Source organism: Tsuneonella aeria (assembly GCF_009827495.1).
Taxonomy (GTDB): domain Bacteria; phylum Pseudomonadota; class Alphaproteobacteria; order Sphingomonadales; family Sphingomonadaceae; genus Tsuneonella; species Tsuneonella aeria.
This window is the reverse complement of sequence record NZ_WTZA01000001.1, coordinates 2094077-2106043: the sequence shown is the minus strand read 5'-3', so window position 1 is coordinate 2106043 and position 11967 is coordinate 2094077. Positions and strand designations below refer to the sequence as shown.

At 68.3% G+C, this 11967-nt stretch carries 19 protein-coding genes; 10 read left to right on the top strand and 9 right to left on the bottom strand.

All coding sequences use genetic code 11. The features are described 5' to 3' along the window. Positions 1 to 52 precede the first annotated feature (52 nt). Positions 53 to 508, bottom strand: coding sequence for an RNA polymerase-binding protein DksA (dksA, locus tag GRI40_RS10375; RefSeq protein WP_160611247.1), 456 nt, complete (start codon positions 506 to 508; stop codon positions 53 to 55). 275 nt (positions 509 to 783) lie between these two features. On the opposite strand from dksA, the gene GRI40_RS10370 reads away from it, so the two are divergent. Then, positions 784 to 1113, top strand: a complete 330-nt coding sequence (locus GRI40_RS10370) for an SEL1-like repeat protein (RefSeq protein WP_160611246.1) — start codon at positions 784 to 786, stop codon at positions 1111 to 1113. A gap of 4 nt (positions 1114 to 1117) precedes the next feature. On the opposite strand, the gene GRI40_RS10365 is transcribed toward GRI40_RS10370, so the two are convergent. From GRI40_RS10365 to GRI40_RS10345, 5 genes are read right to left on the bottom strand one after another with little or no spacing between them, the layout of a single operon-like run. Beyond that, positions 1118 to 2248, bottom strand: a complete 1131-nt coding sequence (locus GRI40_RS10365; protein ID WP_160611245.1) for a GNAT family N-acetyltransferase — start codon at positions 2246 to 2248, stop codon at positions 1118 to 1120. Beyond that, positions 2245 to 3036, bottom strand: a complete 792-nt coding sequence (locus GRI40_RS10360; RefSeq protein WP_160611244.1) for a glycerophosphodiester phosphodiesterase family protein — start codon at positions 3034 to 3036, stop codon at positions 2245 to 2247. Before GRI40_RS10360 ends, GRI40_RS10365 begins: the two co-directional genes overlap by 4 nt. Further along, positions 3008 to 3469 (bottom strand): RidA family protein, encoded by a 462-nt coding sequence (locus tag GRI40_RS10355; protein ID WP_160611243.1) that lies wholly within the window; start codon positions 3467 to 3469, stop codon positions 3008 to 3010. Before GRI40_RS10355 ends, GRI40_RS10360 begins: the two co-directional genes overlap by 29 nt. Beyond that, a complete protein-coding gene (locus tag GRI40_RS10350; protein WP_160611242.1) occupies positions 3466 to 4101 on the bottom strand; it encodes an HAD family hydrolase in 636 nt (211 codons plus the stop codon). Before GRI40_RS10350 ends, GRI40_RS10355 begins: the two co-directional genes overlap by 4 nt. After that, positions 4098 to 4331, bottom strand: coding sequence for a DUF3572 family protein (locus tag GRI40_RS10345; RefSeq protein ID WP_160611548.1), 234 nt, complete (start codon positions 4329 to 4331; stop codon positions 4098 to 4100). Before GRI40_RS10345 ends, GRI40_RS10350 begins: the two co-directional genes overlap by 4 nt. Positions 4332 to 4450: 119 nt before the next feature. Here GRI40_RS10345 and GRI40_RS10340 point away from each other — a divergent pair, with 119 nt between their 5' ends. Genes GRI40_RS10340 through spt form a run of 3 tightly spaced genes read left to right on the top strand, consistent with a single transcriptional unit; the run spans position 4451 to position 6377 of the window. Next, entirely contained in the window at positions 4451 to 4819 is a 369-nt protein-coding gene (locus GRI40_RS10340; RefSeq protein ID WP_160611241.1) for a response regulator, read from the top strand. Positions 4820 to 4879: 60 nt separating this feature from the next. Next, on the top strand, positions 4880 to 5122 hold the full coding sequence (locus GRI40_RS10335; RefSeq protein ID WP_160611240.1) for an acyl carrier protein: 243 nt from the start codon (positions 4880 to 4882) through the stop codon (positions 5120 to 5122). Positions 5123 to 5126: 4 nt separating this feature from the next. Further along, the gene (spt, locus tag GRI40_RS10330; protein ID WP_160611239.1) at positions 5127 to 6377 is read left to right on the top strand and encodes a serine palmitoyltransferase; all 1251 of its coding nucleotides are present in this window, start codon (positions 5127 to 5129) and stop codon (positions 6375 to 6377) included. A gap of 26 nt (positions 6378 to 6403) precedes the next feature. Here the strand turns inward: spt and GRI40_RS10325 are convergent, their stop codons facing one another. Next, positions 6404 to 7318 (bottom strand): MBL fold metallo-hydrolase, encoded by a 915-nt coding sequence (locus tag GRI40_RS10325; protein WP_160611238.1) that lies wholly within the window; start codon positions 7316 to 7318, stop codon positions 6404 to 6406. A 55-nt stretch (positions 7319 to 7373) separates the two neighbouring features. Between GRI40_RS10325 and GRI40_RS10320 the strand changes: the two genes are divergently transcribed. Genes GRI40_RS10320 through GRI40_RS10310 form a run of 3 tightly spaced genes read left to right on the top strand, consistent with a single transcriptional unit; the run spans position 7374 to position 9010 of the window. Next, positions 7374 to 7703 (top strand): ArsR/SmtB family transcription factor, encoded by a 330-nt coding sequence (locus GRI40_RS10320; RefSeq protein WP_160611237.1) that lies wholly within the window; start codon positions 7374 to 7376, stop codon positions 7701 to 7703. Positions 7704 to 7707: 4 nt separating this feature from the next. Further along, positions 7708 to 8226, top strand: a complete 519-nt coding sequence (locus GRI40_RS10315; RefSeq protein ID WP_160611236.1) for a rhodanese family protein — start codon at positions 7708 to 7710, stop codon at positions 8224 to 8226. 4 nt (positions 8227 to 8230) lie between these two features. Further along, positions 8231 to 9010, top strand: a complete 780-nt coding sequence (locus GRI40_RS10310) for a sulfite exporter TauE/SafE family protein (protein ID WP_160611235.1) — start codon at positions 8231 to 8233, stop codon at positions 9008 to 9010. Here GRI40_RS10310 and GRI40_RS10305 read toward each other — a convergent pair. Together GRI40_RS10305 and GRI40_RS10300 are read right to left on the bottom strand one after the other, a co-directional pair. After that, the gene (locus tag GRI40_RS10305) at positions 9007 to 9645 is read right to left on the bottom strand and encodes a YqaA family protein (RefSeq protein ID WP_160611234.1); all 639 of its coding nucleotides are present in this window, start codon (positions 9643 to 9645) and stop codon (positions 9007 to 9009) included. The genes GRI40_RS10310 and GRI40_RS10305 overlap by 4 nt on opposite strands. A gap of 195 nt (positions 9646 to 9840) precedes the next feature. Further along, a complete protein-coding gene (locus tag GRI40_RS10300; protein WP_160611233.1) occupies positions 9841 to 10053 on the bottom strand; it encodes a hypothetical protein in 213 nt (70 codons plus the stop codon). Positions 10054 to 10304: 251 nt separating this feature from the next. On the opposite strand from GRI40_RS10300, the gene GRI40_RS10295 reads away from it, so the two are divergent. Genes GRI40_RS10295 through GRI40_RS10285 form a run of 3 tightly spaced genes read left to right on the top strand, consistent with a single transcriptional unit; the run spans position 10305 to position 11887 of the window. Continuing rightward, positions 10305 to 10994: a hypothetical protein gene (locus GRI40_RS10295; RefSeq protein WP_160611232.1), complete on the top strand. Its 690-nt coding sequence runs from the start codon at positions 10305 to 10307 to the stop codon at positions 10992 to 10994. Further along, on the top strand, positions 10981 to 11610 hold the full coding sequence (locus GRI40_RS14140; protein WP_420006869.1) for a terminase large subunit domain-containing protein: 630 nt from the start codon (positions 10981 to 10983) through the stop codon (positions 11608 to 11610). Before GRI40_RS10295 ends, GRI40_RS14140 begins: the two co-directional genes overlap by 14 nt. After that, positions 11492 to 11887, top strand: coding sequence for a DUF2793 domain-containing protein (locus GRI40_RS10285; RefSeq protein ID WP_337190538.1), 396 nt, complete (start codon positions 11492 to 11494; stop codon positions 11885 to 11887). Before GRI40_RS14140 ends, GRI40_RS10285 begins: the two co-directional genes overlap by 119 nt. The last annotated feature ends 80 nt before the right edge of the window (positions 11888 to 11967 follow it).

The window sequence follows — 11967 nt, the reverse complement described above, 5'->3', positions numbered from 1 at the left end:
ACCGAACGCTACCGGCGACTGGCTAATGAAGGTTTAAGCCCGGCTGCCGGGATCAGTCGTCCCGCGAGATTTTCTCGCGCCGTTCGTGCGCTTCCTGCGCTTCGACCGTCATTGTGGCGACCGGCCGGGCGATCAGCCGCTTGAGCCCGATGGGATCGCCGGTCACTTCGCAGAACCCGTATTCGCCGGCGTCGATCCGGCGCAGGGCGGCGTCGATCTTGGCGATCAGCTTGCGCTGCCGGTCGCGCGTGCGCAGTTCGATGCCCCAGTCGGTTTCGCTCGATGCGCGGTCGTTGAGGTCGGCTTCGCGCATGGGGCCGTCCTGGAGCGATTGCAGCGTGGCGCTGGCCGCCGACAGGATCGAGCGTTTCCATTCCAGCAGCAGCAGGCGGAAATAGTCCTGCTGGCTTTCATTCATGTAGGATTCGTCTTCGGATGGAACGTAATCTGCCGCGATAGCCCGGCGCGCCGTTTCCAATCCGTCGATCTCGTTCGCCGTGGTGGCCATGGAAGTCCTCTCAACCCGCGTCAAGGCCAGCACTTTTGTGATCCGACCCGGCTATTTTCGCCGCCCCCGGCTACGCAGCGGCGCCTATAGGGTTGGCGCCGCGCCGGCACAAGCATGCAGTCCCGCACCGGGCGCCTAGGGCCGGAAAACTTAAGCTGCGCCGAACGCGGCAGCCGCGGGAACAACTTTTTGCGGCATGATTAACGGTTTGGTTACCATGAACCGGTGACTCTCCGACCCGGCGGCACGGGGGTTCGCCGGAGGGGGTAGACGACATGGAACTCATCAGGATCACAGGCAGCAGCCTACGCACGCGCAATTCCGGCGCGGCCGACGCGCTTGTCGCCAACTGCCTGGCCGCAGCAGCGCAGGGCGAGATTTCCGCGCTGTACGACCTTGGCATCGCATTCTCGACCGGCAGTCACGGTGCCGAATGCGATCTCGTCGAAGCGCACAAGTGGTTCAACCTCGCCGCCGCACGCGGTCACGAGGAAGCCGCCTGGTGCCGGGCAGATATTTCGGACGAGATGACCGCGCGCGAAATCGCCGAAGCCCAGCGCCGGGCCCGGGCGTGGCTCGCCGATTCCGGACGGCGGGCCGCCTGATCCGTCAGGACTTGCGAAACGGGGTGCGTTGGGCAAGCCAGCCGGCATCCACCGCCACGCCTTCGCGTTCCCGTTCGAGGAATTCGGCCACCGCGCGGCGAAAGCCGGGATCGGCGATCCAGTGGGCGGAGGTCGTGCGGACCGGTTCGTATCCGCGGGCGATCTTGTGCGGGCCCTGGGCGCCGGCTTCGACCCGCGCGAGACCCAGCTCGATCGCCGCGTCGATCGCCTGGTAATAGCACAGCTCGAAATGAAGGAAGCGCCGGTCTTCGGTGCAGCCCCAGTAACGGCCGTAGAGCGCTTCGCGGCCGATGAAGTTGAGCGCGCCCGCGATCGGCCGGCCTTCGTCGAACGCCAGGACAAGCAGCACGCTTTCCCCCATCCGTTCCCCGATGAGGTCGAACGCCTCCCGCGACAGGTATGGCCGGCCCCATTTCCGGCTGCCGGTGTCCTGGTAGAAGTGCCAGAACGCATCCCAGTGCTCCGGCAGGATGGCCGGGCCGGTCAGGCGCCGGATCGCAAGCCCGTGCTGCGCCGCTTCACGCTCCTTGCGGATCGCCTTGCGCTTGCGGCTGGCGAGCTGGGTAAGGAATTCGTCGAAGTCCGCATAGCCGCGATTGGTCCAGTGGAACTGGATGTCGTGGCGGACCAGCCACCCGGCCGCTTCGAACATCGGGACCTGTTCGGGCTCCAGGAAGGTCGCATGGACCGAAGACAGGGCGTTGGCATCGCCGAACCCTTGCGCGAAATCGAGCAGGGGCGCGGCCAGGCCGGGCTGCCGGGTGAGGATGCGCGGCCCGGTCGCCGGGGTGAAGGGCGCCGCGATCTGCAGCTTGGGGTAATACCGCCCCCCTGCGCGCTCCCACGCGTCGGCCCAGGCGTGGTCGAACACGTATTCGCCCTGGCTGTGGCCCTTGAGGTAGGCCGGCAGTGCGGCGACCAGTCGGCCCGCGTCCTCGATCACCAGAGGCGCGGGGAGCCAGCCCGTGCCTTCCCCCACGCTGCCCGAATCCTCGAGCGCGGACAGGAACGCGTGACGCATGAAGGGGTTGCCGCCATCGGTCAGCGCGTCCCATTGGTCCGCCGGAAGTTCGCCCACCGAACCCGCCATCCGGGCGACGAGGGATCCGCTCATGCCTCGTGCGCGCAAGGCGATAGCCCCGCCCCTTCGGCGATCGGTGCATCGGCATGAAGCGCGGCGCGGGCTCGCAGTTCGGGCGAGCGGACGGTCCAGGTGAGCAGCGGCAGCCCCCGCGCGCGTTGGGCACCGGCGAACCGGCTCGGCAAGTCGCGGACATCGTATGCGAGGAAATCGGGCCGCGCCTGCCACAGGGCCAGGTGCCGGCCAATCGCGCCGCGCGCCCCCCGCGCGTCCTCCTCGGTCACCACCAGCCCGCGCACCGTGGCGGGCGCATGGCGCCGGAACCAGCGGGCCACGCGCGGGTCGAAACTCATGATCGCGTGGCGGCCGCGATAGCCTTCGATCGCGCGGGCGACGGCGTGGCATAGCGGGGCGGGCGGGTGCCCGCGTTTCGACTTGATCTCGACGAGCAGCGGCACGGCGCCTGCCACCTGCGCGAGCGTGCGTTCGAGCGTCGGGATGCAATCTTCCCGCCCGGCGATCGGGATCGTCTCCAGCTCGGCGGCGGTGCGCAGGCCGATGGCCCCGCTGGCGGCGGTAAGCCGGTCAAGCTCCCAGTCGTGGAACACCATCGCCCGGCCATCGCGGCTTTTCTGCACGTCGCACTCGATACCCATGCCGCGGCGGATCGCCTCGGCAAAAGCGCAAGGCGAATTTTCGGCTGCCGAGGCCCCGTGGACCCCGCGATGGGCATATTCCCACTCGCCCAGCCAGCCGACCCGGGCAGGATCGGGCGCCGGGGCAAGGGCGGCGTCAATCGGCGCGAATGGCGACAATCGCATCGACTTCCACGGCCGCGCCCAGCGGCAGGACCGGCACGCCGACCGCGCTGCGGGCATGGCGGCCGGCATCGCCGAACACGTCGGCCATCAGCTCGCTGGCACCGTTGGCGATGCGCGGCTGATCGGTGAACTCGGCCGTCGAATTGACGAAGGCGCCCAGCTTCACGATCCGCTCCACCCGGTCGAGCGAGCCCAGCGCCGCTTTCAGCTGGGCGAGGATCATCAGCCCGCAGGCCCGCGCGGCGGCGACGCCGTCATCCAGCGTCACCGTCTCGCCCAGCCGGCCCTTGACCAGCTCGCCTTCCACGAACGGCAACTGGCCCGATACGTGCGCCAGCCCGCCGGTGATCACCACCGGGGCATAGGCGGCGACGGGCGCCGCGGGGGCAGGCAGGGTGAGGCCCATTTCGGCCAGGCGATCTTCGGGGGTCATGCGTCTTGCGGTTCCTTCGTGATGGCGGCGAGGAGCCATGGCAGCGCCTCGTCCCAGGTGTCGATCCGCGCGTGGGCATCGCCCGCCTTGTGCGCGCAGGATATGTGCGGCGCCAGCAGCGGTTCGCCGCACAAGTGCAGACGGCGGACGTGCGGGACGAGCTCCGCCACGGAGCGGTGGTGCTGCGACAGGTCGTCGATGAAGACCGCGCGGCTCGGCGCGTATTCATCCACGATGGCCTTCAGCGCCGGGCCCTTCGGCCCGTGGTTGGTGAACACGCGGGCGTGGACGCCGTGCCCGGCCAACTGCTCGGCCCGCATGGCGTTGTAGCTGTCGGCCAGGTTGGTGAGGATCACCACGTCGGCGTGTTCGGCCAGGGCGTTGATCCCCTCCACCGCTCCGGCGATCGGGCCCTGCCGGTGCATCTCGGTGTCGAAGAAGCTGCCGAGGAAGTTCCACACGTCCTGCTTGCCGAGAACCTCGCCCGTCTTCTGCCAGCGCATCGCCTCGGCGAAGTTGTTGCCTTCCAGGCGGAAGTTCACGCCCTGGCTGTCCTCCAGCCATTGCTTGAAGGGCGCGACCATGTGGAGCAGCACCTCGTCGCAGTCGGAGATGACGAGCGGGCGGCTCACCGGGCGAGTTCCGCCTGGGCGCGCACGAGGTCTTCGGGCGGGACGTTGAGGGCATCGGCGGCCAGCAGCAGGTCCGGTTCGTGCCCGGCGAGGTATTCGAGCACGGCGGCGAGCACCGCGCGGTCGGTCAGCCGGTCGCGCAGGATATCGGGCGTGAGGCCGGTGAGCGACAGCAGCCGGTCCGCCCGGTCCTGGTCGGCGAGGACCCAGCCGAGGGCGGAGAGGGCCAGCGTGTCGGCATCGCCCGGCTGGTGACTGGCTGTGGAATCGGCGGTAATTGTCAGCGTCCTCGATGGGGCCTAAGCGCCCCTTGTAACGAAACCCGGATCATATTGGGGGCACGCCCGCAGTGGCAAAGAGAATTCTTGTTGTCGAGGACAACGACCTCAACCGCAAGTTGTTCTGCGACGTGTTGCGCGCGAGCGGTTTCGAGGTCGAGCCGGTGGCCGATGGCGAGCTGGTTCTCAACGCGGCGCGGGCGTTCGATCCCGATCTGGTGATCATGGACATCCAGCTTCCCGGCGTCTCGGGCGTCGATCTCATCACGGCGATGCGGCGCGACGGGGCGCTCGATACCACCCCCGTGCTGGCGGTGACGGCCTATGCCGGCAAGGGCGACGAGGACCGCATCCGCGGCGCGGGCGCCAACGGCTACCTGTCCAAGCCGGTTTCGATCGGCCCCTTCATGGCGGCGGTGCGCGGGCTGGTCGACGCTTGACATCGCGCCCGCCGGGCCCTTTGGCAGCGGCATCAACCCGCGTGACAGGACGTTGAAGCCATGGACCGTTCGCAAGTCGATGCCCGCATCCGCGACATCGCCCAGCCTTTCAACAAGAAGGGCGTCGAGATCGACGAGGACACGACCTTCGCCGGCGACCTGGAATTCGACAGCCTGACGGTGATGGACTTCGTCGCCGCGATCGAGGACGAATTCGACATCATCATCAGCATGAACCAGCAGGCCGAGATCGAAAGCTGGGGCGACCTGGTGGACGCGGTCCACGACATGCAGGCGCGCTGACCTGATGAGCGAAGGCATTTCCCAGCCCGACCAGCCGGAGACCCGCCAGGGCGAAGGGCGCGACCTGTTCTCCAAGTTCGACGACCTGATCCAGATGCGCGAAGGGCTGCTGGCGACGGGCCAGGAAGATCCCTTCAACCTGGTGATGGAAAAGGTGCTCAGCCCCACGCGGGCGATCTGCAACGGGCGGGACACGATCCTGCTGGGCACCTACAACTACATGGGCATGACCTTCGATGCCGACGTAATCGCGGCGGGCAAGCAGGCGCTGGAGGATTTCGGCAGCGGCACCACCGGTTCCCGCGTGCTCAACGGCACGTACCGCGGCCACCGCGAGTGCGAGGATGCGCTGAAGGCATTCTACGCCATGGATCACGCCATGGTGTTTTCCACCGGCTACCAGGCCAACCTCGGCATCATCAGCACGATCGCGGGCAAGGGCGATTACATCGTGCTCGACATCGACAGCCACGCCAGCATCTGGGACGGCTGCAAGCTGGGCGATGCCGAAGTGGTGCCGTTCAGGCACAACGACATCGCGGCGATGGACAAGCGGCTGGGCCGCATCCCCGAAGGCGCGGGCAAGCTGGTTATCCTGGAAGGGGTCTATTCCATGCTGGGCGACATCGCCCCGCTGGCCGAAATGGTCGCGGTGGCGAAGAAACACGGCGCCATGGTGCTGGTGGACGAAGCGCATTCCATGGGCTTCATCGGCGAACACGGGCGCGGCGTTGCCGAAGCGCAGGGCGTGCTGGACCAGGTGGATTTCGTGATCGGCACCTTTTCCAAGAGCGTCGGCACGGTGGGCGGCTTCTGCGTTTCCAACCACCCGAAGTTCGAGATCATGCGGCTGGTCTGCCGCCCGTACGTGTTCACCGCCAGCCTGCCGCCCAGCGTGGTGGCGACCGCGGCGACATCCATCGCCAAGCTGATGGCCGGTTCGGACAAGCGGGCGCACTTGTGGGAAAATTCACAGCGGCTCCACCAGGGCCTGACCGCGCTGGGGTTCGAACTCGGCACGAAGGAACCGCAAAGCGCGATCGTGGCGGTCATCATGCCCGACCTCGCACGCGGGGCAGCCATGTGGGAAGCGCTGCTGAAGGAAGGCCTCTACGTCAACCTCGCCCGCCCGCCGGCGACCCCCGCCAACATGACCCTGCTGCGCTGTTCGCTGTGCGCGGAACATTCGGCGGAGGAAGTGGAAACGATCCTCGGCATGTTCGAACGCGCGGGCAAGGCGGTGGGGATTATCTGAGCCCGGACCGGCGACGACAACGGGCGCTAGCCGGCCGGCGGTGCCTCGCCTGTCGCCGGCGAGTCCGCGATGGCCCGGCTGACGGGTTTGACGGGGATGCGGAGGTAACTCACCCCGTTGTCTTCGGCAGGGGGCATGCGCCCCGCGCGGATATTGACCTGCACCGAAGGGAGCAGGAGGCGCGGCACGCTGAGCGTGGCATCGCGCGCTTCGCGCATGGCGACGAATTCGTCTTCGCTGACCGCCTCCCCGACATGCACCGATCGGGCGCGCTGATCGGCGACGGTGGTTTCCCAAGCGTATGCGTCGCGCCCCGGCGCCTTGTAGTCGTGGCACAGGAACAGGCGGGTTTCGCCCGGCAGATCCAGTAGCCGGCGGATCGAGCGGTATAGCCGGCGCGCATCTCCGCCGGGGAAGTCAGCCCGCGCGGTGCCGTAGTCGGGCATGAACAGGGTATCGCCGACGAACACCGCGTCACCCATCCGGTAGGCGACATCGGCTGGCGTATGGCCGGGGACGTGCAGCACCTCCACCTCGATGCCGCCGAGCGCGAACCGCTCCCCATCGCGGAACAAGCGGTCGAAATCGGATCCGTCGGCCTTGAGGTCATCCGCCTTGAACATCGGCCGGAAGATCTTCTGCACATCCTTGATGTGTTCGCCGATTCCGATCGCGGCGCCGGTGCGGACCTTGATATATGGTGCGGCTGACAGGTGATCGGCATGGGCGTGGGTTTCGAGCACCCAGTCGATCGTCAGTCCGCCTTCGCTGGCGGCAGCGAGGATCGCATCGGCCGAACGCACGTCGGCCTCTCCGCTCGCGAGATCGAAATTGAGCACCGGGTCGATCACTGCGGCCCTCCCCGTCGCGGGGTCGGACACGAGGTAGCTCACCGTGTTCGTGGGTTCGTCGAAAAAGGCGGCAATTCGGGGTTCGGTCATGTCGGCCTCCAATACCCTTGACATATATGAGCATCTGCTTATTTAGCAAGTGCTAATGGAAAAGTTTGCTCATCCCCCTCTCGATCTCGTCAGCTTCGAACGCCATGCGGCCGGGGTTGCCGATCTGTTACGCGCACTGGGAAACCAGCGGCGGCTGATGATCATGTGCAAGCTCGCCGAACATGGTGAGGTGACCGTCGGCGCGCTGGCCGAAGAAGTCGGCCTGTCGCAATCGGCGCTGTCCCAGCACCTTTCCCGCCTTCGCGGGGAGGGCCTGGTCGCGTTCCGGCGAGAGGCACAGGCGGCGTGGTATCGGATCGCCGATCCGCGCTGCGAGGACCTGATGGCGACGCTTTACCGCCTGTATTGTTCAGACAAGGATTGATGCCATGACCTGCCAGACTTTGACCCCGGCCCAGGCGCGCGATGCGGTGGCACGCGGCGCCCGGCTGATCGACATCCGCAGCGCCGACGAGTTCGCCCGGTTGCGCATTCCGGGCGCCGAGAACCGCCCGCTCGACCAGCTCACGGCGATGACGCACGACGGACCGGTGGTGTTCCACTGCCGGTCGGGCATGCGTACGGACGCCAACAGCGCCCGGCTGGCGGCCGCGGCGCCGGGGGAAGCCTTCATCGTCGAAGGCGGTCTCGATGGTTGGCGCAAGGCCGGCTTGCCGGTAGAGGAAACCGCCGGCGCACCGCTGGAGATCATGCGCCAGGTCCAGATCACCGCAGGCCTGCTGGTGCTAGCCGGCGTGATCCTGGGCCTGATCGTCGCCCCGGCATGGTTTGCCCTGTCGGCATTCGTCGGCGCGGGCCTGACATTCGCGGGGCTGACGGGCTGGTGCGGCATGGCGAACCTGCTTGCCGTCATGCCGTGGAACCGGCGCTCCGCGGCACGGGCCTGACCTGATGGATCCGGCGACCATCGGGCTCGCGCTGCTCAGCGGAGCGCTGATCGGGCTGGTCCTGGCGCTGGTCGGCGGGGGCGGATCGATTGTCGCGGTGCCGTTGCTGATCCACGTGGTCGGGGTGAGCAGCCCGCATGCGGCGATCGGGACCGCCGCGGTGGCCGTCGCGCTCAACGCCGCAGCGGGACTGGCCGGTCACGCGCGCGCGGCCAACGTGAAGTGGCCCTGCGCGGTCGTGTTCGCGGGCGCGGGAATGGTCGGAGCGGCGCTGGGCGCCGAGCTTGGCAAGGCGATGGACGGCGAAGCGCTGCTCGCGGCTTTCGGCGTGCTGATGATCGTGGTCGGCGGGTTGATGCTGCGCGGTCGCAAGGGCGGCGCGGACCCTGACGTCAGGCTGTTCGCCGCAAGTGCCCGCCACCTCATGCCCCGTCTCGCAGGTTACGGGCTGGCAGTGGGGTTGCTGGCGGGTTTTTTCGGGATTGGCGGCGGGTTCCTGATAGTGCCGGGGCTGATCGCGGCAACCGCCATGCCCATCGGTATCGCGGTCGGCACCTCGCTGGTGATCGTCACCGCGCTCGGCGCGACGACCGCCACATCGTATGCCCTGTCGGGTTATGTCGACTGGATGCTGGTGGCCTGGCTGGTCGCCGGGGGAATCGCCGGCACCGTCGCGGGACGGTTCGCGGGCAAACGCCTAGCGGCCCGCAAGAACCTTCTCGAGCGCGGGTTCGCTGCAGTGGTTATCGCGGTGGGTGTCTTCATAACCGCCAGGGCCCTTTAGCGCCCGGATACCGCGGTGGCCGCAGAGCATTTGTGCGCCGCGTCCTCGCCGCCGCCGCCCAGCAGGGTCACGGCGGCGAACCCGGCGATCACCAGCACTACGAAGCCGGCCGTCACCAGCCCCAGGTACTTGTCGATGAAGCGCTTGATCGGCGCGCCGAAGAAACGGAACAATACGCCCACGATCATGAAGCTGATCGCCCGGCTGACCAGGCTGCCCACCAGGAACAGCGCCAGGTTCATCCCCATGAAGCCGGCGGTGATCGTCAGCAGCTTGAACGGGATCGGCGTCGCGCCCTTGGCCACGAACAGCCAGAACCCGTATTCGTTGAGATAGCAGACCGCCTGCGGGAAGCTCTGCGTCAGGCCCAGCGCCGCGAGGAGCTGCGTGCCGACTGTGTCATAGAGGCCCCACCCGATGGCGTAGCCGAGCAGCCCGCCCAGCACCGATGCGATCGTGGCCACCGCGGCGAAGCGGATCGCCTTTTTGGGTTCGGCCAGGCACATCAGGCCCAGCAGCGGGTGCGGCGGGATCGGGAAGAAACTCGCCTCTATGAAGGAGAACATCGCCAGCCACCACACCGCGTGGCGATGCGCGGCTTTCTCCATCGTCCATTCGTAGAGGCTGCGAAGCATTCCGGCGTCCCTTCACCGCCAGGTCCGCCCGGGCGTCGCGCGGCCTCTAGGGGACAGGCCGGGATCGGACAAGCGCGCTGCGGGGCGCTGTGTGGGGCGGCCGTGCGGGGGGTTCGGGGAAACGCGGCGGGCGCTCCAAATGAAAACGGGGCCGATGGCGGCCCCGTTCACGTTCGCGATCCGCGACGCCCCGGTTCAGGGGCTGACGGGATCGTCGTTGTCGCCGCCGATGCCCACGATCGTCAGGATGATGGCAGCCAGGCCAAGGACGACGAACAGGACGGTCCGCCCTTCGCGTGCGCTTGCATCCTCGACCCCGGCGCTGTTCGCCGTCTGCGCCTGCGCCAGCACCGGAGCGCCTGCCATGCTGAGGGCCGTGGCCGCCGCGACAATCTTGAGTAACCGCACGAGAACTCTCCCATTTTCCCTGAATCTGTCGGGGAAATCCCTATGCGACGAATCCCTTCCGCGCGCCATACCGAAATGCGGTGGGCCCACAGTTAACCTATCTGGAACATTATGATTGACATCGTCACGCTGTTTGGTTAGAGAAACGGAACATCGGGATAGTGTGATTCGAACGGGCGGGCCGATCCTCACGGGGACCGGCGCCGCCCGTTTTCGCGTCCGCTGTCGGCTGGACGGGGACATCACGAGACATGAGCGACACGAACGGAACGCCCGCGCCCGCCTGGGCCGCGCGGTTCATCGAAGCCTTGCGCGCCGGCCGCAGCGTGCGCCAGGCAACGCGCGAGGCCGGGGTGAGCAACGCCACCCCCTATCGCCGGCGCGAAACCGACGCGGATTTCCGTGAAGCGTGGGACGCGTGCGCCCCGGTCGACGATCGCGGCAGGCGCGCGAGCGGACCCCGGTCGCCGCGCGGCGCGACCAAGGTCGCGCGCTTCCTGCAGGAACTGGCGCTCACCTCCAACGTCGCCGCCGCCGCCGCCGTGGCCGACCTGCCGACCGCCAGGGTCTATGCCCTGCGGCGCAGCGATCCCGAGTTCGCCAAGGCGTGGTACGCCGCGCTCGCCGAAGGGTACGACAACCTCGAGATGGAGCTGCTGGCCCACTTGCGCTCCGCCGGGGAGGCGGGCGGTGGCAGTTCCAGCGGCGAGCCGGGGCGCAAGTTCGATACCGCCACCGCGCTCCGCTGCCTCACCGCGCACCGCGAAAGCGTGGCGCGCGAACGGGGCCGCCGCACGCTGGCCGACGAAGTGACCACGATCGCCAGCATCAACGCCAAGATCGATGCCCTGCGCGCGCGGGCGAAGGAAGGGGAGCAGGCGATCCGCGCGGCGCGCAAGGCCGCCGCGGCCGGACGGAGCCATGGCGATGACCAGGCGTAAGGCCGACCCCGCGACCGCCTCGCGCGGCACATGGCTCCGCCGCCCCGGCCCCGCCGCCGATGGGAAGCGCGAGGCGCTGGCGCGCCTGCTTCGCCCGCACGAGCTCGCCGCGCTGGGCAGCTATTACTGGGAAGGCTGGGCGCGCGACGCGCAGCTTCCCCCCGCGGAGGCCTGGCGCACCTGGCTGATCTGCGCCGGACGCGGCTTCGGCAAGACCCGCGCGGGCGCCGAATGGGTCCGCGATGTCGCCCGCAGTGACGGCGGCGCACGGATCGCCCTGGTCGGCGCGAGCCTCAACGAAGTGCGCAACGTGATGGTCGAAGGCGACAGCGGTGTCCTCGCCGCCGCGCCCGGCGCGCTGGCCCCGGTGTTCGAGCCGAGCCTGCGCAAGCTGACATGGGAAAACGGCGCGATCGCATGGCTCTATTCCGCCGGCGAGCCCGAAAGCCTGCGCGGCCCCCAGCACAGCCACGCCTCCCGGCCAGGCGCAGAAGGAGGTGTCGGTCAACGCCGCCCTCGCGCGCGCCGATATCCTGCTGCACCCGGCAATAGAGGGCGAAAGCGCCGCTCCGCCCGCCTCGCCGCGCGATGGCGAATGCTGGCCCGTCGCCGCTGACGGCACCGGCGCGTTCGCCGGGCACGCGGGCGAACTCGCCAGCTTCACGCTGGGCCAGTGGCATTTCACCCCGCCGTTCCCGGGTCTGCGCGTGCATGACCGCGCCGCCGGGCAGGCGATCGTTTTCCTGGACAGTTGGCAGCGCGTTCCCCAGCCGGCGCTTCCGGCTGGCGGCGCGGTCGTCGACGCGGAAGCCCGCGCGGCCATCGCCGAGCTTGTGCGTGCTTTATGCAACACTGCGATTTTCCCTGCCCAAGGGCCGGGAACCAACCCCTGACAGACACGTTCGGGCCGCAACAGGAGGGTGTCCAAATGAGGGCTTTTTTCCTGTTCACTGATAAACCGATGCGTAACTGC

Excerpts from the sequence above, each read along its gene's own strand:
- dksA (WP_160611247.1), bottom strand. The coding sequence starts at position 508 with ATGGCCACCACGGCGAACGAGATCGACGGATTGGAAACGGCGCGCCGG.
- GRI40_RS10370 (WP_160611246.1), top strand. The coding sequence starts at position 784 with ATGGAACTCATCAGGATCACAGGCAGCAGCCTACGCACGCGCAATTCC.
- GRI40_RS10365 (WP_160611245.1), bottom strand. The coding sequence starts at position 2,248 with ATGAGCGGATCCCTCGTCGCCCGGATGGCGGGTTCGGTGGGCGAACTT.
- GRI40_RS10360 (WP_160611244.1), bottom strand. The coding sequence starts at position 3,036 with ATGCGATTGTCGCCATTCGCGCCGATTGACGCCGCCCTTGCCCCGGCG.
- GRI40_RS10355 (WP_160611243.1), bottom strand. The coding sequence starts at position 3,469 with ATGACCCCCGAAGATCGCCTGGCCGAAATGGGCCTCACCCTGCCTGCC.
- GRI40_RS10335 (WP_160611240.1), top strand. The coding sequence starts at position 4,880 with ATGGACCGTTCGCAAGTCGATGCCCGCATCCGCGACATCGCCCAGCCT.
- spt (WP_160611239.1), top strand. The coding sequence starts at position 5,127 with ATGAGCGAAGGCATTTCCCAGCCCGACCAGCCGGAGACCCGCCAGGGC.
- GRI40_RS10325 (WP_160611238.1), bottom strand. The coding sequence starts at position 7,318 with ATGACCGAACCCCGAATTGCCGCCTTTTTCGACGAACCCACGAACACG.
- GRI40_RS10320 (WP_160611237.1), top strand. The coding sequence starts at position 7,374 with ATGGAAAAGTTTGCTCATCCCCCTCTCGATCTCGTCAGCTTCGAACGC.
- GRI40_RS10315 (WP_160611236.1), top strand. The coding sequence starts at position 7,708 with ATGACCTGCCAGACTTTGACCCCGGCCCAGGCGCGCGATGCGGTGGCA.
- GRI40_RS10310 (WP_160611235.1), top strand. The coding sequence starts at position 8,231 with ATGGATCCGGCGACCATCGGGCTCGCGCTGCTCAGCGGAGCGCTGATC.
- GRI40_RS10305 (WP_160611234.1), bottom strand. The coding sequence starts at position 9,645 with ATGCTTCGCAGCCTCTACGAATGGACGATGGAGAAAGCCGCGCATCGC.
- GRI40_RS10295 (WP_160611232.1), top strand. The coding sequence starts at position 10,305 with ATGAGCGACACGAACGGAACGCCCGCGCCCGCCTGGGCCGCGCGGTTC.
- GRI40_RS14140 (WP_420006869.1), top strand. The coding sequence starts at position 10,981 with ATGACCAGGCGTAAGGCCGACCCCGCGACCGCCTCGCGCGGCACATGG.